The organism is Nonomuraea sp. NPDC050556 (genome assembly GCF_044457355.1).
Classification (GTDB): Bacteria; Actinomycetota; Actinomycetes; order Streptosporangiales; family Streptosporangiaceae; genus Nonomuraea.
The window spans coordinates 210,705-236,922 of sequence record NZ_JBITGU010000001.1; the positions used below are offsets into that span (position 1 = coordinate 210,705).

General features: G+C 70.2%; 22 protein-coding genes. 14 read left to right on the forward strand and 8 right to left on the reverse strand.

The features are described from left to right. Positions 1 to 86: 86 nt before the first annotated feature. The 4 genes from ACIBG8_RS01035 to ACIBG8_RS01050 all read left to right on the forward strand — a co-directional run bounded on the left by ACIBG8_RS01035 (position 87) and on the right by ACIBG8_RS01050 (position 4,958). Positions 87 to 1,814, forward strand: coding sequence for an ABC transporter substrate-binding protein (locus ACIBG8_RS01035; RefSeq protein ID WP_397340370.1), 1,728 nt, complete (start codon positions 87 to 89; stop codon positions 1,812 to 1,814). An 80-nt stretch (positions 1,815 to 1,894) separates the two neighbouring features. After that, a complete protein-coding gene (locus ACIBG8_RS01040; RefSeq protein WP_397340371.1) occupies positions 1,895 to 2,908 on the forward strand; it encodes an ABC transporter permease in 1,014 nt (337 codons plus the stop codon). Next, complete coding sequence (locus tag ACIBG8_RS01045) at positions 2,905 to 3,933, forward strand: ABC transporter ATP-binding protein (protein WP_397340372.1); 1,029 nt, start codon at positions 2,905 to 2,907, stop codon at positions 3,931 to 3,933. Before ACIBG8_RS01040 ends, ACIBG8_RS01045 begins: the two co-directional genes overlap by 4 nt. Before the next feature lie 38 nt (positions 3,934 to 3,971). Next, complete coding sequence (locus ACIBG8_RS01050) at positions 3,972 to 4,958, forward strand: ABC transporter ATP-binding protein (RefSeq protein ID WP_397343881.1); 987 nt, start codon at positions 3,972 to 3,974, stop codon at positions 4,956 to 4,958. A gap of 48 nt (positions 4,959 to 5,006) precedes the next feature. Here ACIBG8_RS01050 and ACIBG8_RS01055 read toward each other — a convergent pair whose 3' ends face one another. Both ACIBG8_RS01055 and ACIBG8_RS01060 read right to left on the reverse strand, forming a co-directional pair. Beyond that, positions 5,007 to 5,690, reverse strand: coding sequence for a response regulator (locus ACIBG8_RS01055; protein WP_397340373.1), 684 nt, complete (start codon positions 5,688 to 5,690; stop codon positions 5,007 to 5,009). Further along, complete coding sequence (locus tag ACIBG8_RS01060; protein ID WP_397340374.1) at positions 5,687 to 6,832, reverse strand: sensor histidine kinase; 1,146 nt, start codon at positions 6,830 to 6,832, stop codon at positions 5,687 to 5,689. The genes ACIBG8_RS01055 and ACIBG8_RS01060 overlap by 4 nt, the downstream gene beginning before the upstream one ends. A 193-nt stretch (positions 6,833 to 7,025) precedes the next feature. Here ACIBG8_RS01060 and ACIBG8_RS01065 point away from each other — a divergent pair, with 193 nt between their 5' ends. Next, positions 7,026 to 7,418: a hypothetical protein gene (locus ACIBG8_RS01065; RefSeq protein ID WP_397340375.1), complete on the forward strand. Its 393-nt coding sequence runs from the start codon at positions 7,026 to 7,028 to the stop codon at positions 7,416 to 7,418. 37 nt (positions 7,419 to 7,455) lie between these two features. Here the strand turns inward: ACIBG8_RS01065 and ACIBG8_RS01070 are convergent, their stop codons facing one another. Continuing rightward, entirely contained in the window at positions 7,456 to 8,316 is an 861-nt protein-coding gene (locus ACIBG8_RS01070) for a RecB family exonuclease (RefSeq protein WP_397340376.1), read from the reverse strand. Between the two features lie 116 nt (positions 8,317 to 8,432). Here ACIBG8_RS01070 and ACIBG8_RS01075 point away from each other — a divergent pair, with 116 nt between their 5' ends. After that, positions 8,433 to 9,560, forward strand: a complete 1,128-nt coding sequence (locus tag ACIBG8_RS01075) for a site-2 protease family protein (RefSeq protein WP_397340377.1) — start codon at positions 8,433 to 8,435, stop codon at positions 9,558 to 9,560. Positions 9,561 to 9,729: 169 nt separating this feature from the next. Continuing rightward, the gene (locus ACIBG8_RS01080) at positions 9,730 to 11,226 is read left to right on the forward strand and encodes an FHA domain-containing protein (protein ID WP_397340378.1); all 1,497 of its coding nucleotides are present in this window, start codon (positions 9,730 to 9,732) and stop codon (positions 11,224 to 11,226) included. 127 nt (positions 11,227 to 11,353) lie between these two features. On the opposite strand, the gene ACIBG8_RS01085 is transcribed toward ACIBG8_RS01080, so the two are convergent. Continuing rightward, positions 11,354 to 13,954, reverse strand: a complete 2,601-nt coding sequence (locus ACIBG8_RS01085) for an AAA family ATPase (RefSeq protein ID WP_397340379.1) — start codon at positions 13,952 to 13,954, stop codon at positions 11,354 to 11,356. Between the two features lie 142 nt (positions 13,955 to 14,096). On the opposite strand from ACIBG8_RS01085, the gene ACIBG8_RS01090 reads away from it, so the two are divergent. Next, a complete protein-coding gene (locus ACIBG8_RS01090; protein WP_397340380.1) occupies positions 14,097 to 15,125 on the forward strand; it encodes a DUF4145 domain-containing protein in 1,029 nt (342 codons plus the stop codon). Positions 15,126 to 15,133: 8 nt separating this feature from the next. Next, positions 15,134 to 15,487 carry a hypothetical protein gene (locus tag ACIBG8_RS01095; protein ID WP_397340381.1) on the forward strand — a complete coding sequence of 118 codons (354 nt, stop codon included), beginning with the start codon at positions 15,134 to 15,136 and terminating at the stop codon, positions 15,485 to 15,487. A 165-nt stretch (positions 15,488 to 15,652) separates the two neighbouring features. On the opposite strand, the gene ACIBG8_RS01100 is transcribed toward ACIBG8_RS01095, so the two are convergent. Both ACIBG8_RS01100 and ACIBG8_RS01105 read right to left on the reverse strand, forming a co-directional pair. After that, positions 15,653 to 16,135 carry a hypothetical protein gene (locus ACIBG8_RS01100; protein WP_397340382.1) on the reverse strand — a complete coding sequence of 161 codons (483 nt, stop codon included), beginning with the start codon at positions 16,133 to 16,135 and terminating at the stop codon, positions 15,653 to 15,655. Between the two features lie 118 nt (positions 16,136 to 16,253). After that, complete coding sequence (locus ACIBG8_RS01105) at positions 16,254 to 17,351, reverse strand: GNAT family N-acetyltransferase (protein WP_397340383.1); 1,098 nt, start codon at positions 17,349 to 17,351, stop codon at positions 16,254 to 16,256. A 300-nt stretch (positions 17,352 to 17,651) separates the two neighbouring features. Between ACIBG8_RS01105 and ACIBG8_RS01110 the strand changes: the two genes are divergently transcribed. The 3 genes from ACIBG8_RS01110 (at position 17,652) to ACIBG8_RS01120 (ending at position 21,442) form a co-directional block, all read left to right on the forward strand. Next, complete coding sequence (locus ACIBG8_RS01110; RefSeq protein ID WP_397340384.1) at positions 17,652 to 18,503, forward strand: tRNA (adenine-N1)-methyltransferase; 852 nt, start codon at positions 17,652 to 17,654, stop codon at positions 18,501 to 18,503. Between the two features lie 204 nt (positions 18,504 to 18,707). Beyond that, positions 18,708 to 20,471 (forward strand): proteasome ATPase, encoded by a 1,764-nt coding sequence (gene arc, locus ACIBG8_RS01115; RefSeq protein WP_397340385.1) that lies wholly within the window; start codon positions 18,708 to 18,710, stop codon positions 20,469 to 20,471. Positions 20,472 to 20,518: 47 nt separating this feature from the next. Next, positions 20,519 to 21,442, forward strand: coding sequence for a LysR family transcriptional regulator (locus ACIBG8_RS01120; RefSeq protein ID WP_397340386.1), 924 nt, complete (start codon positions 20,519 to 20,521; stop codon positions 21,440 to 21,442). Here ACIBG8_RS01120 and ACIBG8_RS01125 read toward each other — a convergent pair. Further along, a complete protein-coding gene (locus tag ACIBG8_RS01125) occupies positions 21,410 to 22,114 on the reverse strand; it encodes a serine hydrolase (RefSeq protein ID WP_397340388.1) in 705 nt (234 codons plus the stop codon). The two genes, ACIBG8_RS01120 and ACIBG8_RS01125, sit on opposite strands and share 33 nt — an antisense overlap. Continuing rightward, the gene (locus tag ACIBG8_RS01130; protein WP_397340389.1) at positions 22,111 to 23,670 is read right to left on the reverse strand and encodes an amidohydrolase family protein; all 1,560 of its coding nucleotides are present in this window, start codon (positions 23,668 to 23,670) and stop codon (positions 22,111 to 22,113) included. Before ACIBG8_RS01130 ends, ACIBG8_RS01125 begins: the two co-directional genes overlap by 4 nt. A gap of 122 nt (positions 23,671 to 23,792) precedes the next feature. Here ACIBG8_RS01130 and lysA point away from each other — a divergent pair, with 122 nt between their 5' ends. Further along, on the forward strand, positions 23,793 to 25,028 hold the full coding sequence (gene lysA / locus ACIBG8_RS01135; RefSeq protein ID WP_397340390.1) for a diaminopimelate decarboxylase: 1,236 nt from the start codon (positions 23,793 to 23,795) through the stop codon (positions 25,026 to 25,028). A 39-nt stretch (positions 25,029 to 25,067) separates the two neighbouring features. Next, complete coding sequence (locus ACIBG8_RS01140; protein ID WP_397340391.1) at positions 25,068 to 26,213, forward strand: acyltransferase family protein; 1,146 nt, start codon at positions 25,068 to 25,070, stop codon at positions 26,211 to 26,213. The last annotated feature ends 5 nt before the right edge of the window (positions 26,214 to 26,218 follow it).

A 26,218-nucleotide genomic window follows, 5' to 3' on the forward strand; every position in this document is an offset into this window, starting at 1 on the left:
CCCTTTCTCCAGCTTCCAACCCAAAGGGGTGCGACACCTTGATGAGAAGAAAATCGATAATCACCACCGCACTGGGTGCGGCACTGGTGCTCGGTCTCGCGGCCTGCGGTGGCAACGCCACGCAGACCCCTGGTCAGGGCACTCAGTCCTCGGGCGCGGCAGCGCCCGCCGCACAGGGTGAGGCGGACGCCGCGGTCGGCAAGATCTACAACCCGTCCGACAAGAAGGGCGGCACGCTCAAGCTGGCCAACACGGCCGACTGGGACAGCCTCGACCCCGGCAACACGTACTACGGCTACTCGCTCAACTTCGCCCGCCTCTACGGGCGCGCGCTGCTGATGTTCAAGTCCGCGCCCGGCGCCGACGGCAACACGCTGGTCCCCGACCTGGCCGAGAGCCTGGGCAAGGCCAGCGACGACGCCAAGACCTGGACCTACACCCTGCGCAAGGGCGTCAAGTTCGAGGACGGCACGCCGGTCACCTCCAAGGACGTCGCCTACGCCGTGGCGCGCTCCTACGACAAGGAGGTCTTCCCGAACGGGCCGACCTACCTCAACGCGCTGCTCTCCTGGCCCAAGGGCTACAAGGGCGGAATGAAGGACAAGGACGCCGACATCTCCTCGGCGATCTCGACTCCTGACGACCAGACGATCGTCTTCCACCTGAACCAGCCGTTCGGCCTGTTCGACTACATCATGCAGATGCCGATGACGATGCCTGTCCCCAAGGACAAGGACACCGGCACGAAGTACCAGGAGCACGTCATCTCGACGGGCCCCTACAAGTTCGAGACCAACGAGGTCGGCAAGGGCTTCACGCTCGTCCGCAACGAGAACTGGGACGCCGCGACCGACCCGAACCGCCCGGCGCTGCCGGACAAGATCGAGGTCCAGGTCAAGGTCAACGCCGACGACCTCGACAACCGCATCATCAACGGTGACGTCCAGGCGGCCATCGACGGTCTGGGCATCGGCGCCGCCGCGCTGCCCAAGGTCATGGGCGACCCGGCGCTGAAGGCCAGGACGGACAACCCGTCCCTGCAGCGCCTGTGGTACATGTCGATCATCCCGGACGTCGAGCCCTTCACGAACATCGAGTGCCGCAAGGCCGTCGAGTTCGCGGCCGACCGCACCAGCCTCTTCCGCGCGTACGGCGGCGAGACCGGTGGCGAGATCGCGACCGGCATGGTTCCCAAGACCATGGCGGGCTACAAGCCGATCGAGCTCTACAAGACGGCTGACGACAAGGGTGACATCGAGAAGGCCAAGGCCGCGCTGAAGGCCTGTGGCAAGCCCGACGGGTTCGAGACCAACATCTCCTACCGCACCGAGCGCACCAAGGAGAAGGCGGCCGCCGAGTCGCTCCAGCAGTCGCTGGCCAAGGTCGGCATCAAGCTGACGCTCAAGCCCTTCCCACAGGACGACTACTTCGCGCTCTACGCGGGCAAGCCGGCCTACGTCAAGGAAAACAACATCGGCATCGCCATCAACGGCTGGGGTTCGGACTACCCCGACACCTACGGCTTCATGCAGGCCATCACCGACAGCCGGGACATCCGCGCGGCAGGTAACTACAACCTGTCCGTCAAGATGCCGGAAGTCGACAAGATGATCGACCAGATCAAGGCCGAGCCGGACGCCGCCAAGCGTGCGGACCTGTGGTCGCAGATCGACATGAAGGTCATGGAGAACGCCGTCACGCTGCCCGTCGTGTACGCCAAGACGCTGTTCATCCGGCCCAAGGGCGCGACCAACGTGTTCATCAGCGACTCCCAGCAGATGTACGACTACGTCGGCATGGGCGTCCAGCAGTAAGTCAGACCACACCGAGATAGGCGGGTGAAGGCGCAGGTCCCCGTCCTCCACAAGAGGACGGGGGCCGGAGCCGAGGCACAGTGGGCACATACATCATCAGGCGCGTGATCGGCGCGGCGGCGATGCTGCTGATCGTCAGCATGGTCACCTTCGCGATCTTCTTCCTGGTGCCGCGCCTTGCGGGCGCCACACCGGAGGGGTTCGCGGCCCGGTACGTCGGGCGCACAGCCACGGACGAGACCATCAAGCTCGTCGCCGGGCGACTCGGGTTCTACGACCCGATCGCCGTGCAGTACGGACGCTTCATCAAGGGCGTCGTGGCAGGCACTACCTACGACACCGGTACCTCGGTGGAGCAGTGCCCTGCGCCGTGCTTCGGCTATTCCTTCATCAACCAGCAGCCCGTGTGGCCCAACATGCTCGACCGCTCCAGGGTGACGCTGTCGCTCGCCCTGGGCGCGGCCGTGCTGTGGGCGCTGGGCGGCGTCGCGACCGGCGTGCTGTCCGCGCTGAGACGCGGCAGCTTCTTCGACCGAGCGGCCATGGGTGTGGCACTGGCCGGTGTGTCACTCCCGATCTTCTTCACCGGCATGATCTCGCTCGTCGTCTTCAGCTACGGATTGGGCTGGACGGCTCCGGGCGGGGCATGGACGGATATCACGATCAATCCGGGGCAATGGGCTTATAACCTGATCTTGCCCTGGATCACGCTGGCCCTGCTGTTCGCGGCCACGTACGCCCGGCTCACCAGAGCGGGCATGCTGGAGACCATGGGCGAGGACTACATCCGCACCGCCAGGGCCAAGGGCCTGGTCGAGCGCAAGGTCGTCGTCAAGCACGGGCTCAGGGCCGCGCTCACGCCGCTGGTCACCGTGTTCGGCCTCGACTTCGGCCTGCTGATGGGCGGCGCCGTACTCACCGAGTCGACCTTCTCCCTCAACGGCCTCGGCCGTTACGCCGTCGACTCCATCTCCAACAACGACCTGCCGGCCGTCATGGGGGTCACGCTCCTGGCCGCGCTGTTCGTGGTGACGGCCAACCTGGTCGTCGACCTTCTCTACGCGGTGGTCGACCCGAGGGTGAGGCTGGGATGAGCGCGTTTCTCGAAGTCAAGGACCTCAAGATCCACTTCCCGACCGAGGACGGCCTCGTCCGCTCGGTCGACGGGCTCTCCTTCGAGCTCGAGCGCGGCAAGACGCTCGGCATCGTCGGCGAGTCCGGCTCCGGCAAGTCCGTGACCAGCCTGGGCATCCTCGGCCTGCACAAGGGCGGCCACGCCAAGCTCACCGGCGAGATCTGGCTGGACGGCGAGGAGCTGATCGGCGCCAGCAACGAGCACGTGCGGCAGCTGCGCGGCAAGAAGATGGCGATGATCTTCCAGGATCCGCTGTCGGCCATGCACCCCTACTACACGGTCGGCGCCCAGATCGTCGAGGCCTACCGGATCCACCACGACGTCACCAAGAAGGTGGCGCACAAGCACGCCGTCGACATGCTCGGCAGGGTCGGCATCCCCGAGCCCAGCCGCCGCGTCGACGACTACCCGCACCAGTTCTCCGGCGGCATGCGCCAGCGCGCCATGATCGCCATGGCGCTGTCGTGCGACCCCGAGCTGCTGATCGCCGACGAGCCGACCACCGCGCTCGACGTGACGGTCCAGGCGCAGATCCTCGACCTGATGCGTGACCTGCAGCGCGAGTTCAACTCCGCGCTCATCATCATCACCCACGACCTCGGCGTCGTCGCCGAGCTGTCCGACGACATCCTGGTGATGTACGGCGGCAAGTGCATCGAGTACGGCAGCGCGGAAGACGTCTTCTACGAGCCGGAACACCCCTACACCTGGGGCCTGCTCGGCTCCATGCCCCGCCTGGACAGAGAGCGCACCGAGCGGCTGCTGCCGATCAAGGGCACGCCGCCGTCGCTCATCAACGTCCCGTCAGGCTGCGCCTTCCACCCCCGCTGCCCCTACACCGACCGCACCGGCGGCCGGTCGAGCAGCGAGGTGCCCGAGCTCCTGGAGACCAAGGGCGGCCACCTGGTCCGGTGTCACATGAGCAGGGACGAGCGGCATACGTTGTGGGAGACCGAGATCAAGCCAGTGCTGGAGACGTCGTGAGCGAAACAGAGCCGCTGCTGTCGGTGCGGGACCTGCAGATGCACTTCCCGATCACCACTGGACTGCTGAAGCGGCAGGTCGGCGCCGTCAAGGCGGTCGACGGCATCTCCTTCGACGTGTTCAAGGGCGAGACGCTCGGCCTGGTCGGCGAGTCCGGCTGCGGCAAGTCGACCACCGGCCGCCTGGTCACCAGGCTGCTGGAGCCCACCGGCGGCACGGTCACCTTCGAGGGCCAGGACATCAGCCACATGTCGCAGGGCAAGCTCAGGCCCCTGCGCACGGACATGCAGATGATCTTCCAGGACCCCTACTCGTCGCTCAACCCGCGCCACACCGTCGGCGCGATCGTCGGGGCGCCGTTCCGCATCCAGGGCGTCCAGCCGGAGGGCGGCACCAAGAAGGCCGTCCAGGACATCCTCAAGCTCGTCGGGCTCAACCCTGAGCACTACAACCGCTACCCGCACGAGTTCTCCGGCGGGCAGCGCCAGCGCATCGGCATCGCCCGCACGCTCGCGCTCAAGCCCAAGCTGATCATCGCCGACGAGCCGGTGTCCGCGCTCGACGTGTCGATCCAGGCGCAGGTGGTCAACCTGCTGGAGGACCTGCAGAACGAGCTCGACCTGACCTACGTGGTCATCGCGCACGACCTGTCGGTGGTGCGGCACATCAGCGACCGGGTCGCGGTCATGTACCTCGGCAAGATCGTCGAGGTCGCTGACCGCAAGTCGCTGTACGGGTCGCCGATGCACCCCTACACGAACGCGCTGATGTCGGCCGTGCCGGTGCCCGACCCGAAGGCGCGCAGGGACAAGGAGCGCATCCGGCTCACGGGTGACGTGCCCAGCCCGCTCAACCCGCCGCCCGCCTGCCGCTTCCACACCCGGTGCTGGAAGGCGCAGGAGGTCTGCAAGACGGTCGAGCCGCCGCTGCTCGAACTGGCCACGGGACACCAGGTCGCCTGCCACTTCCCGGAGAACGCCCCGGCCGCCGCCGAGCAGCCCGCCCCCACCACCTCCGAGGCGTGACATGAAGGACAGCCGCTCGCCCACGTCGGCGGGTGGCTGTCCCTACCCCTAAGAAAGGGCCCCAGGAGTCGCGAGGCCCGACTCGTAGGCCAGGACGACCGCCTGGACGCGGTCGCGCAGGCCCAGCTTGGTGAGGACGTTGCCCACGTGGGTCTTCACCGTCGTCTCGCTGACCACCAGCTTCGCCGCGATCTCCGCGTTGGACATGCCCTTGGCGATCAGCTTGAGCACCTCCAGCTCCCGCTCCGTCAGCCGGTCCAGCCGCGCGGGAGTCGTCTGCTCGTACGCCGAGGGCAGCTTCGCCGCGAACCGGTCCAGCAGCCGTTTCGTCACGCTCGGCGCCACGATCGCGTCGCCCGCCGCCACCACCCTGATCGCGTGCACCAGCTCGTCCGGCGGCACGTCCTTCAGCAGGAAGCCCGACGCGCCGGATCGCAGCGCCTCCACGATGTACTCGTCCAGGTCGAACGTGGTCAGGACCAGTACCTTCGGCACGTGCGCCCCCGACACGGCGTCGCGCACGATGCGGCGCGTCGCCTCGATGCCGTCGACACCCGGCATGCGGATGTCCATCAGCACCACGTCGGGCAGCAATGCCCTCGTCTGCTCCTGCGCGTCCTTGCCGTCGCCCGCCTGGCCGACGACGGTGATGTCCGGTTCGGCCTCCAGGATCAGGCGGAACCCCGTACGCAGCAGCGGCTGGTCGTCCACCAGCAGCACTCTGATCGTCATTGTCCGTCCTTCAGCGGGAACCTTGCCTGCACCTCGAAACCGCCCCCTGGGCGCGGCCCGGCCTTGAGGATTCCACCATAGAGGGCAACTCGCTCACGAATGCCCACCAAGCCGTGCCCCACCCGATCCTTCCCCGTTTGTTGCGCTTGGCTCGGGACCCGTCCGTCGTCCTCGACCCGGACGTCCAGCTCACGCGGCTCATGCCGTACGGTCACCACCGCGGCAGCCCCGGCGCCCGCGTGCCGCAGGGTGTTGGTCAGCCCCTCCTGGACCAGCCGGTAGGCCGCCAGGTCCACCCCGGCGGGGATCGCGCCGGGCACGCCCTCCACCGACAGCCGCGCCGACAACCCCGCCTCCCGCATCTGCTCCACCAGCGCCGGCAGGTCGTGCATGCCCGGCTGCGGCCCGCGCTCGGCCGGGTAGCCGCCGTCCGTGCGCAGGACGCCGACCATGTTCCGCATCTCGTTCATCGCCATGCGGCCGGTGTTCTCGATCGCCGACAGCGCCTCGTCGGCCAGGGCCGGGTCGCTCGCCAGCACCTTGCGCGCCGCTGCCGCCTGCACGGTCATCACGCTCACGTGGTGGGCCACCACGTCGTGCAGTTCCCTGGCGATCCTGGCGCGTTCCTCGGCCTTGGCCGCCCTGGTGTCGGCGTCCCTGGCCCTTTCCAGGCGGGTGGCGCGGTCCTTGAGCTCGTCGAGGTAGGCGCGGCGCAGACGGAGGCTGCGGCCGGTGCCCCAGACGGCGGCGAGCACGATGACGACGATCACGTGGTCGGACAGCGTCACCTGGTCGGGCAGCGAGATCGCGGCGTTCAGGGTGTAGGCGACGAAGGACAGCAGCAGGGCGCCCAGCGCGACGGCGAGGCCCCGGTAGGCGGCGGCGGTGTAGAGCAGGATCAGGGTGGCCGTGCCCGTGGTGCCGGGATCCTGGCCGAGGGCGGCCAGGAGCAGGCCGAGGACGATGTTCGCGGTGAACGCGCCCAGGGGCCAGCGGCGGCGCACGGCCACGGGGAGGCAGGCGAGGACGGTGAGCAGGGTGACGGGGAGGGGGGAGCCGGAGTACGCCAGGGCGACGCCTGAGCCCACGGCAAGGACGGCGGCCAGGGCCGCGTCGAGAAGCTGGGGGCGATCAATGCGCACCGCTTCAATGTATGACCAGGTGAGAGCCCGATTCCTCCTCCTCTGGGAGGAATCCCGCCTCCTCATCCGAGGATCAGTGTGTGCTGAATGCGCACAGGTCTCTCGGGCTCCGCTCGGCTAGCCTCATCTGAAGACGGGACCTGAGTGGCGATAACACCCAGGTCCCTACCGCCGACGGTAGGGGAAGGAACACATGAACACCAAGACCTCCGTCGAGCGATTCCGGGCCCTGGAGTCGTTCGCGTTCGAGACAGGCAAGGACATGGAGGAGATCAAAGAGCGGTTGACCACGCTGTCGACCGACGTCGCTCACCTGCGCGAGGTCAGCGACGAGACCCGCCGGGAGGTGGGCGAGTTGCGCAGGGAAGGGCAGGAGACCCGCGGCGAGGTTAGCGGACTCCGCAGTGAGGTCGGTGAGCTGCGCGGTGAGGTCGGAGGGCTTCGTGGTGAGGTCGGCGAGTTGCGCGGTGAGGTCAGTGAGCTCCGCAGCGAGGTTGGCGAGCTCCGCAGCGAGGGGCAGGAGACCCGCAGGGGTGTCGATCTGCTGCTGGCCCACCACGGGATCGTCAGGCCGGTGACCGAGTAGCGGGTGCGGCGGGGCCGTTGGGCTCCGCCGTACCGCCTCAGAGCTCGTCTGTCGCCGCCCGGCGGTTGCTGCGCACCGTGTCGCCGGGCTGGCGGTCCGGGACCGGTGGGGGCGTGCCGCCGAACTCCGGGCACACCGCGTGATGGTCGCACCAGTCGCACAACCGGCTCGGCCGCGCCCGCCACTCGCCCGTCTCCAGAGAACGCTCGATCGCCGCCCACAACGCGCGCACCTTGCGCTCCGTGGCCAGCAGGTCGGCCTCGTCCGGGGCGTAACGCAACACCTCGCCGCCCCCGCCCAGATACACCAGCTGCAACAACCGCGGCACCGTGCCCCGCAACCGCCACAACACCAGCGCGTAGAACTTCATCTGGAACAACGCCTTGGCCTCGAAATCAGGCCCGGGCGCGCTGCCCGTCTTGTAGTCGACCACCCGCACCTCGCCCGTCGGCGCCACGTCCAGCCGGTCCACGTAGCCGCGCAGCATCAGCCCGCCGTCCAGCACCGCCTCCACGTAGAGCTCCCGCTCGGCGGGCTCCAGCCGTGTCGGGTCCTCCAGCGTGAAATAGCGCTCCAGCATCCCCCGCGCCTGCGCCAGCCAGGCCGCCTGCTCGGCGTCGTCGGCGAACATGTCGGCATAGGCGGGGTCGTCGGCCAGCAGCCGCTCCCACTGCGGCTCCAGCAGGCCGAGGGCCGCTTCGACGGAGCGCCGCGGGGCAGGAAGGTCGTAGAGCCGCTCGAGCACCGCGTGGACGACCGTGCCCCGCACCGCCGCCTGCGACGGCTTCTCCGGCAGCTGGTCGATGACCCTGAACCGGTAGAGCAGGGGGCAGGTCATGAAATCACCCGCCCGGGAGGGGGAAAGCGCTCCGATGATCACGGGCTCGGTCAACGTCATGCTCCGCACTGTAGGTGAAGACCCCGACAGAATGGTGCCGTGGAAGGAGAGTCGCGCGATCAGGCGCGTAGCATCAAGGGCAGTCAGCCCCACGTTCGAGGAGTGGTGAAACACCGGTGAGCGACCAGGCACCGCGGCAGCAGTTCTCCGGTTTCCGCATGGGCAGCCCCTTCGGCATCCCGATCTACGTCTCGTGGACGTGGTTCATCATCGCGGCTTTCATCACCTTCAGCTTCAAGGACGTGTTCCGCCTCCCCGGCATGGACGACCTCGGCGCCTACGCCGTGGCGTTCGCCTTCGCCGTGCTCCTCTACGTCTCCGTCCTGCTGCACGAGCTGGCCCACAGCGTGCTGGCCAAGGCCTACGGCCTGCCGGTGCGGCGCATCACCATCTACCTCCTGGGCGGCGTCTCCGAGATCGAGAAGGAACCGCCGACCCCGGGCAAGGAGTTCGCCGTCGCGGCGGTCGGCCCGGCGCTGTCGCTGGGCCTGGCCGGCATCGGCTTCGTCGCCGACCTGTTCGTCGTCAACGGCGGCGACGTGCCGGAGATGCTGGTCAAGCAGCTGTGGGTGTCCAACCTCATCGTCGGCGTCTTCAACCTGCTCCCCGGCCTGCCGCTCGACGGCGGCAGGATGCTGCGGGCCGGCGTCTGGAAGGTCACCCGCGACCCGGGCCAGGGCACCATCGTCGCCGCCTGGGTCGGCAGGGCGCTGGCCGTCGTCATGGTGGTCGTGCCGTTCGCGCTGTCCACGATGAGCGGTCAGCAGCTCCACCCGACCATGTTGTGGTCGGTGGTGCTGGCGATCTTCATCTGGATGGGCGCCACCCAGTCGCTGCGCGTGGCCAAGGTCCGCGCCCGCATCCCGCAGGTCAACGCCCGTACGCTGGCGCGCAGGGCGATCCCGGTCACCGCCGAGACGCCGCTGGCCGAGGCGCTGCGCCAGGCGGCGGAGAAGCACGCGGGCGCGATGGTGGTCGTCGACCACGAGGGGCACCCGGTCGCCATCGTCAACGAGGCGGCCGTGCAGGCCACCCCCGAGCACCGGCGGCCGTGGGTGTCGGCCGGCTCGCTGGCCAAGTCGCTGGAACCGTCCATGGTGCTCGCGGCGGACCTCACGGGCGAGGCGCTCATCGACGCCATGCGCGAGGCGCCGGCGGGGGAGTATCTGCTGGTCGAGCGCGGTGGCGAGATCTACGGCGTGCTCGCCACGTCGGACGTGAACCGGCTCTTCATCGGCGTCTGATTTGTCCCACTCGTCTTACGGGCGCGCCAGGACTAGTGTTTTGGCAGTGATCAGCCTTTTCAACAGGCGATTCGTGGACGTGGGAGACAGGCCGATAGTGTGCGAGCGGCTGCAGCGTGGGTATGCGTAAGGCTGGTAGGACGGCCGGCGTTCCGGGGAGGAGATTTCAGTGACAGACCTGGGCATCGGGGTGGTTCGTCCGCTTCCTGGCAACGGGCTGGTCGCCCACATGGGCGGCCTGCTGCTGGTGTGTGACGCGGCCGACGCCGCCGGTGCCGACCTGCTGGAGGCGCTCCGCGAGACCGCGGCCTCCGGCGGTGACGGCAGGGCGCTGGCCAGGCGGGCAGCGCAGGTGCTCGCCCGCACCATGACGGGCGACCCGGCCTCGTGCGCCGTGGCCGGGCCCGTGGGGGACGGCGTCGCCGTACTCGTGAGCGGTTCCGCCACCGCGGTCGTCGCAGCCGGTGACGGTGAGCTGCGTCTGTCCGGCAGTGACTCGCTGACCTGGGCCGACCGGCTGGTGAGCGGGCCCGTGCGGCGTGTGGAGCTGAGCCTGCCAGGGGCGGGTCAGGCACACCCCGCCGTGCGGCTCGACGGGGGTGTCGTCGTGGGCGGCGGCATCCTGTGCGACCTCACCGAGTCCGCGCCGCCACCGGCGCCGGTGCCGCTGAGGCCACTGACGGGCGACCGCCAGCAGCCCCAGGAGCGCCAGCCGCGGGAACGTCAGCCGCAGGAACGCCAGCCTCAGGAGCGTCAGCCGCAGGAACGCCAGCCTCAGGAGCGTCAGCCGCAGCTCCAGGATCGGCCGCTGACCAGCGAGATGCCCAACACGGCCTTCCACATCGACCCCGACCTGGTGCCCCCACGCCAGGAGCCGGTGGTCGAGCAGCCTCCGGTCAACCCGGCGCCCTACCCGCTGCAGGGCCCGCCGTCCGGGCCCCAGCCGGGGCCGTTCCAGCAGCCCGGCCCGCCGCCGCAGTCCGGGCCGCACCAGCAGCACCCGCACGAGGTACGCCAGGGGCCGCCGTCCGAGCCGATCCCGCACCTCGGCCCTGGAGGTCCCGCCTCCGGCCCGCTGTCGGCCGTGCCGCCGTACGAGGAGCCTCATCAGGGTGGCAACGGCACCGCGCCCGACCACGGGCCCTTCGAGCCCCAGCCGTCCAGCCCGTTCGAACCGCAGGGCGAGCAGGACCAGCGGCCCATGGTCTACGGCGTCGACTGCAAGAACGACCACTTCAACGACCCGCGCCTGCCCTACTGCGCGACCTGCGGGATCGCACTCGTGCAGCGCACCCTGGTGCCTTACAAGGGGCCCAGGCCGTCCCTCGGGGTCCTCGTGCTGGACGACGGGGCCGCGTTGCCGCTGGAGGCCGACTACCTGCTGGGGCGCGACCCCGAGCGGGCGCCTGAGGTGACCGGCGGGTCGGCGCGCCCGGCGAAGGTCACCAGCCCTGACGGGTCGGTGTCGCGGCGGCACCTGCGGGTGGCGCTGGACGGGTGGGACGTGAACCTGGTCGACCTCGGCTCGGTCAACGGCACCCAGATCCAGCCGCCGGGGGACCCGAACTTCTACGACATCCCGCCGAACGAGCCGGTCACCATCGCGCCGGGGACGACGGTCCGCATCGGCGTCTCCCGAACGATGCGCTTCGAACCACAACGCTAGTTTCCGGGGGTTTTTCCCCGTGCGGCGCTTTCCCTCTTTTTGGGGGTACGGCGGAGCGCGGAACCCCCCACCCGCCGACCGTGGCCGGTCGCACACGCCTGCCGCCGCGGCGACGGCGCGGGAAGCGTTACTGGAAGCGGGTCAGGGCCTTGGCGAGTTCGGCCGGGCTGTTCACGCCCAGCTTCCAGTAAGCCTGGTTGCGGTGGTTCATGGCGGTGCGCATGGCGATGCCCAGGCGCTGGGAGATCTCCCGGTGCGTGAGCCCCTCGGCCGTCAGGTGGGCGACCTGCAGCTCCCTGTCCGTCAGCTCCGGGTGCGCCAGCCCGCGCAACGCCGGGGTGTCCGGCCCCTGGCAGGCGCCGGCCAGTGACCACGCCTCCGTGGCAGCCGCCCGCGCCGCCCGGTCGCCCTTGAGCCTGCGCAGCAGCGCCGCCGCCTGCGCCGCCGCCTCGGCCGCGAACAGCCGCAGCCCCAGCGCGTCGAACCCCGACGACGCCTCCAGCAGCCCCGCCGCGTCCCCCTCGGCCAGCGCCCGCGCGTGCAGGGCGGCCAGCCGTACCCGGGGACCGTCCTGGACCTCGCGCAGCTCCTCCAGCCGCCGCACGGCGGTGGCCGGGGCGCCGAGCCGTACCAGGTCGTGCAGGGCCACCATCTCGAACCCGGCCAGCCCGGACTCCCGGCACTCGGCAGCGGCCGCCTCGGCCAGCTCCACCGCCCTGGCCACGTCGCCCGAGGCGGCGGCGATCCACACCCGGGTCAGCGTCACCCACTTCATGAACCCGGTCCACGTCGCCCTGTTGCGCGCCAGCGACGCCTCCAGGGTCTGCCTGGCCGCGATCGCCTCCCCGCGCAGCGCCTGCACGGCCGCGTAGGCGCCCATGCAGCCGCCCACCGTCAGCGCCGTCTCGTGGTTGGCCGGGGCGTGCAGGATCAGCAGCGCCGCCCCGAGCTGCCCACGCAGGGTCGCCGCGTGGCCACGGGCCAGCGCCAGGCTGCCCTCGCCGCGCGACCATCCGCGCTGGCCGGCGACCTCGGCGCGCATGGACGCGATGGCCTGGTCCATGACCCCCAGGTCGCCGGAGAAATAGCCGCACAGGGCCCACGTGGAGTGCAGGGGCGAGATCAGCGCCGGGATCTCGTCACGCCAGGCCGGAGCCGCGTCGAGGGCCTCGCGCACGAGGGCGACGGCCCGTTCGGTGCGCCCGGCGTAACAGAGGGCGAGGGCGTGGGAGCTGAGCGCCTGCGCCCGCGGTCCCGCCTCGGAGGTGAGGAGGTCCTCGGCCAGGCGGATCGCGTCGGCGGGCCTGGCTGCCGACGCGGTCAGGCTCAGGCGCCGTACGGCCAGCTGCCGCCTCAGCGGCGCCGACGTCAGCTCCTTCTCCTTCGACGCCAGCAGGTCCAAGGCGTCGCCGAGGCAGTCCATGCCCCAGGCCAGGTTGTTCGCCTTGGCCAGCGCCAGCCGCGTGATCGACGGCTCGTCGACCGGCTCGGCCGTCGCGTCCAGCACCGCCCTGGCCCGGTCGGGCTGCTGGGCGTAGTCGAGCAGCGTGGCGAGCTGGATGGCGGCAGCCGTACCCCCTCCGGCCGCCAGAGCGGCCTCTCCCAGCTTGATCGCCAGGGGGTAGTCGTGAGCCGCCCACGCCAGCCTGCAGGCGGCCAGCAGCGGCTCAGGGGCCGCGCCGAGCCCACCGGCGAGCCGCCACACCGTGGCGCGCAGCGTGTCGTCCCTGCGGCGCAGCCCGGTGCGCTCCAGCGCGGCCACCAGGTCGGCGTGCCTGCGCCTGCGGCGCAGCTCCGGGCAGCGCTCTCTGGCCACCTCCCCGTACAGCGGGTGGCCCAGCGTGGCCACCTCGCGCCGCCCGTCGACGGCGACCCTGATCAGCCCGCGCTCCTCCGCTTCGAGTACGGCGGGCTCCGAGCACAGCGCCGACAGCGTCCGCGCCCCGATCGGCTCGGCCAGCGCCGTGTATTCCAGCACGTCCTTCAGCTCGCCCGACAGCGCCCCGATGCGCTCGTGGATGAGGTCGACCAGCCGCGGCGCCAGCGGCGGGTCGCCGGTCAGTTTCCACACCCCCTGGATCGCGTGGAGCGCTCCACCGGCGGTCGCGGCCGTCACCACCTCGAACAGGAACAGCGCGTTGCCCTCGGTGATCTCGGCCAGCCGGCGCACCGTCGCGTCGTCCGGCGGGCCGCCCAGCGCGGCGGTCAGAACGGCGGTGATGTCGCCCTCGCTGAGCGGGTCCACGTCGTAACGCCTGACCTGGCCGTCGCGCCACAGTCTCGTCACCGAGTCGGGGCAGGGCTCGAAGGTGCGGAACGTGCCGACCAACCGCGCCTGGCCCGCGCGCACGAGCGAGGCGATCACCTCGGCCGAGTGGCTGTCGAGCAGGTGGGCGTCGTCCACGGCCAGCACCAGCACCCGGCCGCGGGCGTGGGCGAGCAGTTCCTCGCCCGCCCAGCGCAGCGTGCTGGCCAGGTGCGGCGGGTGGTGGCGGGGGATGAGGTCGGCCAGGGCGGCGTTGGGGACGCTGCTGCCCGCCTGGGTGGCCTGGATGCGCAGCACGGTGACCTTGTCCTGGCGGAAGTGCGTCAGGACCTCGGCGGCCAGCCTGGTCTTGCCGTATCCGGCCGGACCTGCGATGAGGACGCCCTGCGAGGTGGGGTCGCGCGCGAGCCGGACGAGATGGTCGAGTTCCTGCCTGCGCCCGGCGAACGGCCAGCTTTTCATGCGCCCCTCCTCCTAGAGGGGAGATTACGCCCTTGCTGCGCAAAATGTGATCGAATATCTTGCCTCTGTGGCACGATGGGGGGCGAAATTCGACGTCGATTGCCCTAACTGCGATCGGCAGGCGCTCGCGCGCGAAGCGGACATGCCGCACAAGACTTTTCTGCCGGTCGAATTGCGACCCTATTCGCTGGCCGTCTGCCAGAGTTGCCGCCAGGCGTTGCTGCTGCTGTCGGGCGAGGTGGGGCCGGACGCCGACCCCGAGGACCTGCCCGCCAGACCCGCTCCCGTGTTGTGGCCGACGGTCGGCCGGGACCTGGCCGACGGGGTTCCCGCGCTCGTCATGGCGGAGCTCGTGGACGCCAGGGCCTGCGCGCGCACCGGTTCCACCGCCGCTGCCGCCCTGCACGTGCGGCGGGTGCTGGAGGCGATCTGCGCCGACCACGGCATCACCGGCAGGACCCTCTACCACGCGCTCGGCAGGCTGCGCCGCGACCAGGTGATCGATGGGTGGATGGCCGGGCTGGTGGAGGAGTTGCGCGAGTTCGGCAACATGGGCGTGCACCTGGGGGACAAGCTCACCAAAGACGAGGCGGCCGACCTCGTCACCCTCACCGAAGCGCTGGTTGAGTATATCTACGTACTTAAAACGAAATTCGCCAGGATTAAGGATCGGCGGCCGGGGCGGGAAACGGCGGATGTCGAGCAGGAAACCACCGCAATCCGGATTCTTCGCAAATACCACGTCTCATTCGCACTCCACCCGTATCCGCACGAGCCCGGCCGGACGAAATCCCGCTCCGCCGTCGCCGCCGGGCTCGGGATCCCGCCCGCGCGCATGCTCAAGGCGGTCATCCTCTACCTCGGCGAGCACGCCGTGCTGGCCATAGCGCCCGTCGAGCAGGAGATCGACGAACCGGCGCTGGCCAGGGCGTTCGGCGAGCGCGCCGCCAGGATCGCGACCAGGGCCGACGTGGTGCGCATCAGCGACACCCTCGCCGCCGACATCCTCAGCCCGCTGGCCCTGCCGTACCTGCCCTCCGTCCTGGACACCGCGGCGGCCGGGGCCGACAGTGTTTATGTCTCCAGCGGCAGGCACGGGCTCGAACTCGAACTGGACCCGGCCGACCTGATCAGGATCACCTCGGCCAGGCTGGCCGCCATCGTGAAGTGAGGACCTCCATGCCCGTCGTCGCCATCGAAGGCCACGCCGACCAGTTGCACTCGCTGCGCGAGTGGCTGTCCGACGTCGACGTCCTGCGCGGCTCGCTCGACTTCTCGTACGGCACGCCGCAGCCCGGCCGTCTCGGGCAGCAGCCCGCGCTGCTGGTCGGCGTCGAGACCGAGCCTCAGGTGCTGGCGCTGGCCAAGACGGTGGAGTTCTGGCTGCGGATGCGGGGGAGCGACGTGGCGCTGAAGCTGCGTGTGGGCCAGCGGGTCACCGAGCTCGACCTGCGCGGCGAGATCGACGTGGACCTGGTCGTCCGCCAGGTCGACACCCTGCTGCGCGAGGCCCTGCACGCCGCCAAGGACTGAGCGGGCGGTCAGTTGACGGTGGGTTGGCGCACTCGACGGAGGCGCCCCAGGGGCTGGCCACCAGCGCCACCAGCGCGGCGATCTCCGCGGGTTCCGCAAGGGGGCCGTCGATCAGGCTTCCACGTCGTCGCCCAAGGTCAGGGCGAAGGCGCGGAGGCGGCTGTCCTAGCAGCGGAAGGCGTGGACCCCGCGCAATAGGCGGATCGCCGCCTCCAGGCCCTGCGCCGCCTCCATCGCCCGGCCGCACGCCACCGCGAAGCGCCCCAGCAGATGCTCGTCCCCGTCGTCGAACGGCCGTCCGGCCACCCACAGGAACGCCCCGTCGAACGTGGCCAGCGGCACCGGCACCGCCAGGAACCCAGGCTCGCCGCACGCCGGATCCCACGGCAGCGCCACCGGATCGGACGAGGTCGCCAGCGTCTTCAGCACCCCCGAGTGCGCCAGCCACCCGCGCACCCGCAGCGGATCGCGCGAAGGACCGTGCACGTGCGCCAGCGACGCCTGCTCCTGCAGCGGATCCACCGCCACGAACCCCGCGTACGGCACAGCCGCCAGGACGGCGGCGGAACCGGCGAGGCGGGCGCGCAGCTCCTCGGCGTTCAGGCACGCGAAGGTGTCGATGAGCTCATCGACGCAGGCGATGGTCATAGGTGTCCCACAGGCGGAGGCGGCGGCCTGGACGATCACAGGCCTCACAGAGGCGGTGACTCGGAGTATCACCCCCTGGACCGCCCTTGGCCATACCTCAACCGGAAATTCGGATTTCTCACCCCTTCTGGGGACGAAGGCGTAGCCATTCCACGTCGTCGGTCCACGAGCCGTCCGGCTGGGGGAACAGCTCCCGGTGCGTCGCCACCCGCTCGAACCCGGCCCGCTCCAGCACCTGGTGCGAGGCGGTGTTGGACGCGTCCGTGCCCGCCAGGATCCGGTGCAGCGAGGTGTTGTCGAACGCCCAGTCCACCAGGAGCCGGACGGCCCGCGTCATGAACCCCTTGCCGCGGAACTCCGGCACCAGCGAATAGCCCACCATCGCCTGATCCAGCGCCTGCACCACCTGCATCAGCTGCAGATGCCCGGCGAACGCGCCACTGCCGGCGTCCCGCACCGCCAGTTCGATCCGCTGGCCGGACACCCACCAGTAGCCGGTGTAGCGGCAGCGGCGCTCGATGTCGGCCTCCGTGGGAGCGGGGCCGAAGCGGTACCTGTCCACGACCGGGTCCTGCAGCATCGCGTAGAAGTCGCCGGAGTCGGCCGCCGTGATCGGCTCCAGCCGTACGACGCCGTCGGTGAGCTCGTCGAAGACGGGCAGGTACGGCGCGGACGCCAGGCCCGCGTCGGTGGCCAGCCTGGCGAACACCACCCAGTCGGCCCTGCGGCCGTCACGCAGCACCTTCGCCTCGCGCTGGACGCCCTCCTGGACGAAACCCGCGCCGTAGGCGACCTTCAGGCTGGGAACGTTCTCCACCTCGGCGATCAGCACCACGCGGTGGACGCCGTGGTCGAACGCCCACTGCGTCACCGCGCGCACCGCTGCCGTGGCCACACCCTTGCCGCGCGCCCAGGGGGCCAGCGCGTAACCGATCTCCAGCGAGCCCCACCGGTCGGGGGGCTGGACCCCCACGGTGCCCAGGTACTCGCCCGTCGTGGCGTCGGTGATGGTGAACTCGGCGCCGCCGTTGGCCCATTTGGCCTCGGCGAGCTTGAGGTAGTCGTGGGCGTCGTCGAGGGTGTAGGGCACGGGGAGGAGGGTCAGGAAGCGCCGCGTCACGGGGTCGGCGTTGGCCCGGATGATCGCGTCCGCGTCGTGCGGGGCGGGCGGGCGGAGAACCAGGGAGCCGGTGGCGATCACTTCGCGGGGAAACATGGTCCATTGCTATCAAGCCCTCCCAGCCCCCCGCGAGTCGAAACCCCAACCCCCTGCCCTGACCGCCGACTCTCGACCCCACGACTCATCTCCCGCCACCGCCCTGGTGGCCTTCACGGCTACGGCGCGCCCCGAGACCTCGCCCTTTGGTGGAGGCTCTCGACCCGCAGACGCCCGTGACCCTCACAAGCGCTCCCATGAGCACCAGCGATGGGACGTCGCGAGAGGGCGGGTGTTCGCGTGGAGGGGAACCCTGCCGGGTGGTACGTAGTGCGCCGAACTGCCTCTAGCCTTTCTGCCATGGGTTTCCGCAGGCACGGGCCGTTCCAGCCCGGGGATCAGGTGCAGCTCACCGACCCCAAGAACAAGCGCCATACCATCACGCTCAAGGTCGACGGCGTCTTCCACACCCACAAGGGTGCGATCCCGCACAGCGACCTCATCGGCCAGCCAGAAGGGTCGGTGGTGCGGTCGGCGAGCGGGACTCAATACCTGGCCTTCAGGCACCTCCTGCAGGACTACACGCTGTCCATGCCCCGCGGCGCCGCCGTGATCTACCCCAAGGACGCCGCCCAGATCGTCGGCATGGCCGACATCTTCCCCGGCGCCCGGGTGATCGAGGCCGGCGTAGGCTCAGGCGCGCTCACCTGCTTCCTCCTGCGCGCCGTGGGCCCCGAGGGCAAGCTCACCTCCTACGAGCGCCGCCAGGACTTCGCCGACGTGGCCAGGACCAACGTGGAGAAGTTCTACGGCGGCCCCATGGACGACACCTGGCGCCTGGTCGTCGGCGACCTGGTCGACTCCATCGACGAGACCGACGTGGACCGCGTCATCCTCGACATGCTCGCCCCCTGGGAGTGCGTCGACGCCGCGGCCAAGGCGCTCACCCCCGGCGGGGTGATCTGCTGTTACGTCGCCACGACCACCCAGATGTCGAAGACGGTGGAATGCATCAGGGAGCACGGGAGTTTCACCGAGCCCCACGCGTGGGAGACCCTGTCTCGCGACTGGCATGTCGAAGGACTGGCTGTCCGGCCCGATCACCGCATGGTCGGCCACACCGGTTTCCTCGTCACAGCCCGCCGCATGGCGGACGGGGTGACTCCTCCGCCACGCCGCAGACGTCCGAAGGGAAGCACCGAGGAAGTATGACAATTCAGCCACGGTGGTGCGTTGGTGCGTGACACGGGAACAGATCACCGTGTTCATATGCTGCTAGGACTAAACGCACTAATAGGGATTATTCACCAAATACTTAACGTCACTGTACGAACACTTTCCGGGCAGGTAGCGGAAAGCCGGGAGATGGGTAAGGTCCTAAGTAGTCGCTCTCGACTGGGAAGGAGGTGACGGGGCGTGGCAGCTCGCGATGATGCTGAGGCTCGAGCCGCGCAGCGCGAACGGGAGGTCGCAGATCTTTCAACACAGGTCTCCTTCCTCCAGGAAGAGATCACTGCGCTGCGTCGGAAACTGGCGGAGTCACCCCGTCAGGCCAGGGTCCTCGAAGAGCGCCTCCACGAGGCACAGGCCAATCTGGCTGCGGTAACCAGCCAGAACGAACGGCTCGTGTCCACGCTCAAGGAGGCCAGGGACCAGATCGTCGCCCTCAAGGAGGAAGTCGACCGGTTGGCGCAGCCGCCGTCCGGTTTCGGCGTCTTCCTCGAGGCCAGGGAAGACGGCACGGTGGAGGTCTTCACCGGCGGCCGCAAACTCCGGGTCAACGTCAGCCCGGCCGTCGACGTGGACGGGCTCAGGCGTGGCCAGGAGGTCATGCTCAACGAGGCCCTGAACATCGTCGAGGCCCTCGGCTACGAAGAGCTCGGCGAGATCGTGATGCTCAAGGAGCTGCTCGAAGACGGGCAGCGCGCCCTGGTCATCTCGCACGCCGACGAGGAAAGGGTCGTCCGCCTGGCCGAGTCGCTGCTCGACCAGCCGATCCGCGCAGGCGACTCGTTGCTGCTGGAGCCCCGCTCCGGCTACGTCTACGAGCGCATCCCCAAGTCAGAAGTCGAAGAGCTGGTGCTCGAAGAGGTCCCCGACATCTCCTACGAGGAGATCGGTGGCCTCATGCGGCAGATCGAGCAGATCAGGGACGCCATCGAGCTGCCCTACCTGCACGCCGACCTGTTCCGCGAGCACAAACTCCGTCCCCCCAAGGGCGTGCTGCTGTACGGCCCGCCCGGGTGCGGCAAGACGCTCATCGCCAAGGCCGTCGCCAACTCCCTGGCCAAGCAGGTCGCGGAGAAGACCGGACAGTCGGGCAAGAGCTTCTTCCTCAACATCAAGGGCCCGGAGCTGCTCAACAAGTACGTCGGCGAGACCGAGCGGCACATCCGCCTGGTCTTCCAGCGAGCCCGTGAGAAGGCCTCAGAGGGCACCCCGGTGATCGTGTTCTTCGACGAGATGGACTCGATCTTCCGCACCCGCGGATCCGGCGTGTCGTCCGACGTCGAGAACACCATCGTCCCGCAGCTGCTCAGCGAGATCGACGGTGTCGAGGGCCTGGAGAACGTCATCGTCATCGGCGCCTCCAACCGCGAGGACATGATCGACCCGGCGATCCTGCGGCCAGGCCGCCTGGACGTCAAGATCAAGATCGAGCGGCCGGACGCCGAGGCGGCCAAGGACATCTTCTCCAAGTACCTCATCGCCGAGCTGCCGCTGCACCCCGACGACCTCAAGGAGCACGAAGACTCCCGCGAGGGCGCCGTGCACGGCATGATCCAGGCCGCCGTCGAGCGCATGTACACCGAGAGCGAGGAGAACCGCTTCCTCGAGGTGACCTACGCCAACGGCGACAAGGAAGTCCTCTACTTCAAGGACTTCAACTCCGGCGCCATGATCCAGAACATCGTGGACCGGGCCAAGAAGATGGCGATCAAGCAGTTCCTCGAGACCGGGCAGAAGGGCCTGCGGGTGCAGCACCTGCTGGCGGCCTGCGTGGACGAGTTCTCCGAGAACGAGGACCTGCCCAACACCACCAACCCCGACGACTGGGCGCGCATCTCCGGCAAGAAGGGCGAGCGGATCGTCTACATCCGCACGCTGGTCTCCGGCAAGACGGGCTCCGAGGCCGGCCGCAGCATAGACACAGTGGCCAACACCGGCCAGTACCTGTAGCAATACGCATAAGGGCCTCGCGGAAGCGGGGCCCTTACGCTTGCCCTGTGCTCAGTTCCAACCGCCTGCGCGTCATCCTCGAGGTCTTCCGCACCGGCTCCATCGCCGGCGCGGCACGCAACCTCAAGCTGTCGCCGTCCGCCGTCTCCCACCAGCTGACCAGGCTGGAGGACGAGGCGGGCGTCGGCCTCGTCGAGCGCGGCGCGCAGAGCCTGCGCCTGACCGAGGCGGGCAGACGGCTGGCCATCAGGGCCCAGGAGGTCATGGACATCCTGGAGACGGCGGAGAAGGACCTCCTGGCGCAGGCCAGGGTCGACGCCGGGCAGCTGCGCATCGGGTTCTTCGCCTCGGCGGGCTATCGGCTGCTGCCGCTGGCGCTGTCGCGGTTCGCCGCCCGCTACCCGGCGGTGGCGCTCGACCTCGTGGAGGGCCAGCCGTACGAGCTGCTCCAGGACCTCGAACGGGGCGCGCTGGACGTGCTGGTGGTGTTCGAGCACGCCCTCGACCCGTGGAAGTGCCCCGAGGGCGTGGAGGTGCTGCCGCTGTTCGAGGAGCCGCAACTGCTCGTGGTCCCCGGCGGGCACCCGGCGGGGATGCGGCCCAAGGTACGGCTGGCCGACCTGAAGGACGAGCCGTGGATCACCACGTTCGGCGCCGAGCACCCCGTCTCCACCCTGGAGCGGGCCGCGGCCATCGAGGGGTTCACGCCGCAGATCCGCTGCCGTAGCGACCACTACGAGGTGACGATCGGCCTGGTCAGGGCCGGGCTCGGGGTGGCGCTCGTGCCCAGCCTCGGGCTGCAGGGCGTCACCGGGGTGCAGATCAGGCGGCTGCAGACGCCGCACCTGTTCCGCAGGATCGGGGTGGCGCAGCGGCCCACCAACCCCAACCCCGCCTCCCGCTCCTTCGTCGCCTACCTGCGCACCGCGGCGGCGCAGCTACGCACCTCCATGGACCCCGCCCTGCGCTAGCGCGGCGATCTCCAGACCCGCCTGCCGTACGGCACGCACCAGGTCCTCGTCGGAGCCCGGCGGGCCGGCGGCGAGCACCGCGTAGGGGAGGCCGCCCATGAGGCCCACGTCGGCCCTGACGCCGTCGTCGGTGCCCGTCTTGTTGGCCACCCAGCCGCTCTCCGGATCGTGCCTGACCAGGGCGGGCACCAGGCCGTGGTCGGTGTTGGCCAGCATCCAGCCGCGCAGCCGTACCTGCCACGGCTCGCTCCCCTTGAGCAGCGCGGCGAACCCGGCCAGCTCCCTGGCCGTGCCGAGCGCGAACGTCGGCGGGTGCTCGGGCCCGCGCGGCTCCCTGATCCGGTCCAGCAGCCTCGTACGGCGCAGCCCCAGCGCGGCGGCCGCCGCGTTGACCCGGCCCAGGCCCACGTGGCGCAGCAACGCGTTCGTGGCGGTGTTGTCGCTCACCGAGGCCGTCAGCACCGCCAGGTCTCCGACGGTCCACTCCCTGGCCGTCAGCACCGGCAGCAGCCCGGAACCGCCGCAGAAGTCCTCCTCCAGCAGGGTGATCCGCGCGGACAGGTCGGCGCCCATCGCCACCTCGGCCAGCAGCAGGAGCTTGCCGACGCTGGCCAGGGGCAGTTCGAGGTCCTCGTTGCTGCGCAGGTCCCCCGCGCACACGGCGAGCTTCATGGGGTGACGATCCTTCCCGGCCTGGCCTCGGTCAGCGTGCCGTCGCGCACCACGACCCGCCCGGCCGTCACGACCGCGCGCAGCCCGACCGGCGGCAGCAACGGCTCAGCATAGGTGGCGCCGTCGGCGATCGTCGCCGGGTCGAACACCACCAGGTCGCCGTGCGCCCCGTCGCGCACCACGCCGCGCCCGCCCAGCCCGAACCTGGCGGCGGCCATCCCGGTCATCCTGTGCACCGCCTGCTCCAGCGTGAGGAGCCCCTGCTCGCGCACGTAACGGCCGAGCACCCGGGGGAAGGTCCCGGCCAGGCGCGGGTGCGGGTGGCCCGGCTTGGGCACCCCGTCGGAGCCGATCATGCAGAAGTCGCTGGACAGGACCCGGCACACGTCGTCCTCGCGCATTGAATGGCTGATGATCGTCACCTCGCCGCGCTCGGCCAGCAGCAGCTCCGCCACGGTGTCGACGGGATCCCCGCCCAGCTCCTGGATGGTCGACCCCTCCGTGTGCGGGCTGCGGCTCGCGCAGGCCACCGAGATGCGGTCCCAGCCGCCGTTGCCGACGGTGTTCTCCCAGCCGGGCACGCCGTCCGCGATGGCCGCGCGCATCCTGGCCCGCTGGCCGCGGTCCTCCAGGCGGCGCAGCAGCGCGGGCATGCCGCCCTCGTTCGCCCACGGCGGCAACATCGCCGACAGCGACGTGGAGGCCTCCGTGTAGGGGTAGACGTCGCAGGTGACGTCCATGCCGCTCGCGCGCAGGGCGGCGATCCTGGCCAGGGTGCGTTCCGTCCTGCCCCAGGCGTGCTTTCCCGCCGTCTTGTGGTGCGAGATGTGCAGGGCGGCGCCGCTGCCGCGGGCGATCTCGACGGCCTCCTCCAGGGCCTCCTCGACGCGCGCCATCTCGTCGCGCAGGTGCGTGACGTACGGCCTGCCGTACCTGGCGGCGACCTTGGCCAGCGCCACCACCTCCGCCGTGTCGCCGTAGGTGCCCGGCGTGTAGATCAGCCCGGTCGACAGCCCCGCCGCGCCCGCGGCCAGGGCGTCGTCCAGCAGGCCCCCCATGACCCCCAGCTCGTACGGCGAAGCCGCCCGGTCGGCATACCCCACCACCCCGGCACGCAACGTGCCATGCCCCACCAGGGAGCTCAGATGGTTGGAGCGCGGCACCCGGCCATGAGCCTCGGCGAACCCCGAAAAATCCTGAAAAATCGGCACCTCGCCGCCGAAGCCCGCCTTGCTGGAACCCCGCATCTCCGGGATCCGCTCGGGCAGCGCGGGAAACAGCCCGGACCCGCAGTTGCCGCAGATCTCGGTCGTCACCCCCATCCGCACCGGCGCCGCCGCGAGCTCCTCCACCCCCAGGAGCGAGGCCGCGTCAGAATGCGTGTGCACGTCGATGAACCCCGGCGCCACCACGAGCCCCCTGGCGTCCAGGACCTCCGCGTCCACCGGCGTGCCCGGGGGCAGCACCCGGATCCGCCCGTCCTCCACCACCACGTCGGCGGGCCGTAACGCCGCCCCCGTCCCGTCAGCCAGCAACCCGCCCGTGATCAACAACATGATCGCCATCCTGACCGAGCGCCTCGCGCGAGCCCACCGAAGATGAATGCTTACGGTTCTGAGCAACGAATCCGTCGATGCTCCAGTCGGACCCGCGAGAAGATTCCCTACGATTCCTGATCATGACCTTCGACACCGTGTGGCCGCGCACCGCCACCTGGACCGGCGGCGAGCTGCACCTCGGCGGCGTCGGCGTCCGCCAGCTCGCCCACGAGCACGGCACCCCCGCCTACCTCCTCGACGAGGCCGACTTCCGCGCCCGCTGCCAGACCTGGCTCGACGCGCTGCCCGGCGGCGACGTCCACTACGGCGGCAAGGCCTTCCTCTGCCCCGAGATCGTCCGCTGGCTCGACGAGCTCGGCCTGTCCCTCGACGTGTGCACCGGAGGAGAGCTCGCCGTCGCCCAGGCCGGCGGCATGCCGCCCGAGCGCGTCGTCTTCCACGGCAACAACAAGTCGCCCGCCGAGCTGCGCCGCGCCCTGGAATGGGGCATCGGCTGCGTCGTCGCCGACTCCCTCACCGAACTCACCCGCCTGGCCGCCCTCGCCACCGAGCTCGGCATCGTCCAGCAGGTCATGATCCGCGTCACCCCCGGCGTCGAGGCGGCCACCCACAAGTCCATCGCCACCGGCGGCGACGACTCCAAGTTCGGCTTCTCCCTGGCCAGGGGCGACGCCGCGCGTGCCGTACGCCGCGTCCGCGACGAACCCTCGCTGGAGCTGCACGGCCTGCACTCCCACATCGGCTCCCAGCTCACCGCCCTCGACGGGTTCGCCCAGGCGGCGGCCAGGATGGCGGCCTTCGCCGCCGAGTGCGGCGTCACGCGGCTCGACCTCGGGGGCGGGCTCGGCGTCGCCTACCGCCCCTCCGACCCGGCGCCCACCCCGGCAGAGCTGGTGACCGTCCTCGAGAAGGAGACCGGCGGGCTGCGCCTGGCCGTCGAACCGGGACGGTCCATCGCCGGGCCGTCCACCGTCGCCCTCTACGAGGTCGGCACCGTCAAGGCAGCCCACGTCAGCGTCGACGGCGGCATGAGCGACAACCCGCGGCCCGCCATGTACGGCTCGCCGTACACCGCCGTGCTGGCCTCGCGGGCCTCGGACGCGCCGGAGCGGACGGTCACCGTCGTCGGCAAGCACTGCGAGAGCGGCGACATCCTCGTCCGCGACATCGCCCTGCCCGCCGACCTCCAACCGGGCGACCTCATCGCCGTGCCCGTCTCCGGCGCCTACCAGCGCTCCATGGCCAGCAACTACAACCACGTGCCGCGCCCGCCCGTCATCGCCGTCCGCGACGGCCTGGCCAGGACCATCGTCCGCCGCGAGACCGAAGAGGACCTCCTGCGCCTCTACTGTTGAACAAGGGAACCAATGGGACAGAAGTGACGTCCAAGGGGCGTGCATGCTCCCTCCCGGCCGCGGCACGCTCGGGGCGACGGCCGGCTCGCAGAACTCGACCTGCTGCGCTTCGTCGCGGCCCTGGCCGTGCTGTCCTTCCACTACTTCATCGCCTTCAACTCGGTGTGGGGCGCCAGGCCCGCCGAGCTGTTCCCGCTCCTCGCGCCCGTCGCGGGGCTCGGGATCCTCGGCGTGGAGCTGTTCTTCGTCATCAGCGGCTTCGTCATCCTGATGACCGTGTGGGGCAAGGGCCTCGGCGGCTTCGCCCGCTCCAGGCTCGTGCGGCTCTACCCCGCCTACTGGCTCAGCCTGGCCGCCACGGCGGGGCTGTACGGCCTGCTCGGCGCCAAACCCGGCGACCCGAAGCTGTCGGTGGGGGAGTACCTCGTCAACGCCACCATGGCGCAACGCGCCTTCGGCGTGACCGACGCCAGCGGCGTCTACTGGTCGCTCTGGGCCGAGCTGCGCTTCTACCTGCTCATGGCCGTCCTCGTGCTGATCGGCGTCACCTACAACCGCGTCCTCGCCTTCATGGGCGTCTGGCTGGCGGCCGCGGCCGCCGTCGAATGGCTGCCGATCCTCTACGACGTCCAGCTCCCCAAGCTGCTCGGCGAGATCGTCATGCCCCGCTACGCGCCCTACTTCGTGGCCGGGATGGCCCTGTTCCTCATCCACAGGTACGGCTCGGCCCTGCTGCCGTGGCTGTTCACCGTCGCCGCCTGGGCACTGTCCCTGCACAGCGCGCTCGAACGGGTGCACGGGCGGATCAAGGCCGTCGGGTTCAAGAACATGCCGGTCACCGACACCGCCGTCATCGTCACCGTCACGCTGATCTTCCTGGCCATGGCGCTGGTCGCCCTCGGGCTCATCAGGATGCCGAGCTCCCGGGTGCTGACCGCGCTGGGCGGCACCACCTACCCGCTCTACCTGTTCCACTCCATCGTCGCCATCGCCCTCATCCCCGTCCTCACCGGGCACCTGCCGCCCTGGCTCACCGCGCTCGTCGTCACCCTCGCCGCGCTGATCCTGTCCTACGTTGTCTATTCCTGCGCCGAACGTCCCATCCAGCAGCTCCTCAAGCCCCGCAGAACCCCACAGACCCCTCCAGAGGCATTCATCCACCCTCAAAAGGCTGCGGTGCCATAACTCTG

What these genes read in the sequence shown, in the direction of transcription:
- lysA (WP_397340390.1), top strand. Translation starts at nt 23,793, where the DNA reads ATGACCTTCGACACCGTGTGGCCGCGCACCGCCACCTGGACCGGCGGC.
- ACIBG8_RS01065 (WP_397340375.1), top strand. Translation starts at nt 7,026, where the DNA reads ATGAACACCAAGACCTCCGTCGAGCGATTCCGGGCCCTGGAGTCGTTC.
- ACIBG8_RS01090 (WP_397340380.1), top strand. Translation starts at nt 14,097, where the DNA reads ATGCCGCACAAGACTTTTCTGCCGGTCGAATTGCGACCCTATTCGCTG.
- ACIBG8_RS01050 (WP_397343881.1), top strand. Translation starts at nt 3,972, where the DNA reads ATGCACTTCCCGATCACCACTGGACTGCTGAAGCGGCAGGTCGGCGCC.
- ACIBG8_RS01085 (WP_397340379.1), bottom strand. Translation starts at nt 13,954, where the DNA reads ATGAAAAGCTGGCCGTTCGCCGGGCGCAGGCAGGAACTCGACCATCTC.
- ACIBG8_RS01105 (WP_397340383.1), bottom strand. Translation starts at nt 17,351, where the DNA reads ATGTTTCCCCGCGAAGTGATCGCCACCGGCTCCCTGGTTCTCCGCCCG.
- ACIBG8_RS01095 (WP_397340381.1), top strand. Translation starts at nt 15,134, where the DNA reads ATGCCCGTCGTCGCCATCGAAGGCCACGCCGACCAGTTGCACTCGCTG.
- ACIBG8_RS01125 (WP_397340388.1), bottom strand. Translation starts at nt 22,114, where the DNA reads ATGAAGCTCGCCGTGTGCGCGGGGGACCTGCGCAGCAACGAGGACCTC.
- ACIBG8_RS01045 (WP_397340372.1), top strand. Translation starts at nt 2,905, where the DNA reads ATGAGCGCGTTTCTCGAAGTCAAGGACCTCAAGATCCACTTCCCGACC.
- ACIBG8_RS01055 (WP_397340373.1), bottom strand. Translation starts at nt 5,690, where the DNA reads ATGACGATCAGAGTGCTGCTGGTGGACGACCAGCCGCTGCTGCGTACG.
- ACIBG8_RS01100 (WP_397340382.1), bottom strand. Translation starts at nt 16,135, where the DNA reads ATGACCATCGCCTGCGTCGATGAGCTCATCGACACCTTCGCGTGCCTG.
- ACIBG8_RS01110 (WP_397340384.1), top strand. Translation starts at nt 17,652, where the DNA reads ATGGGTTTCCGCAGGCACGGGCCGTTCCAGCCCGGGGATCAGGTGCAG.
- ACIBG8_RS01070 (WP_397340376.1), bottom strand. Translation starts at nt 8,316, where the DNA reads ATGACGTTGACCGAGCCCGTGATCATCGGAGCGCTTTCCCCCTCCCGG.
- ACIBG8_RS01130 (WP_397340389.1), bottom strand. Translation starts at nt 23,670, where the DNA reads ATGTTGTTGATCACGGGCGGGTTGCTGGCTGACGGGACGGGGGCGGCG.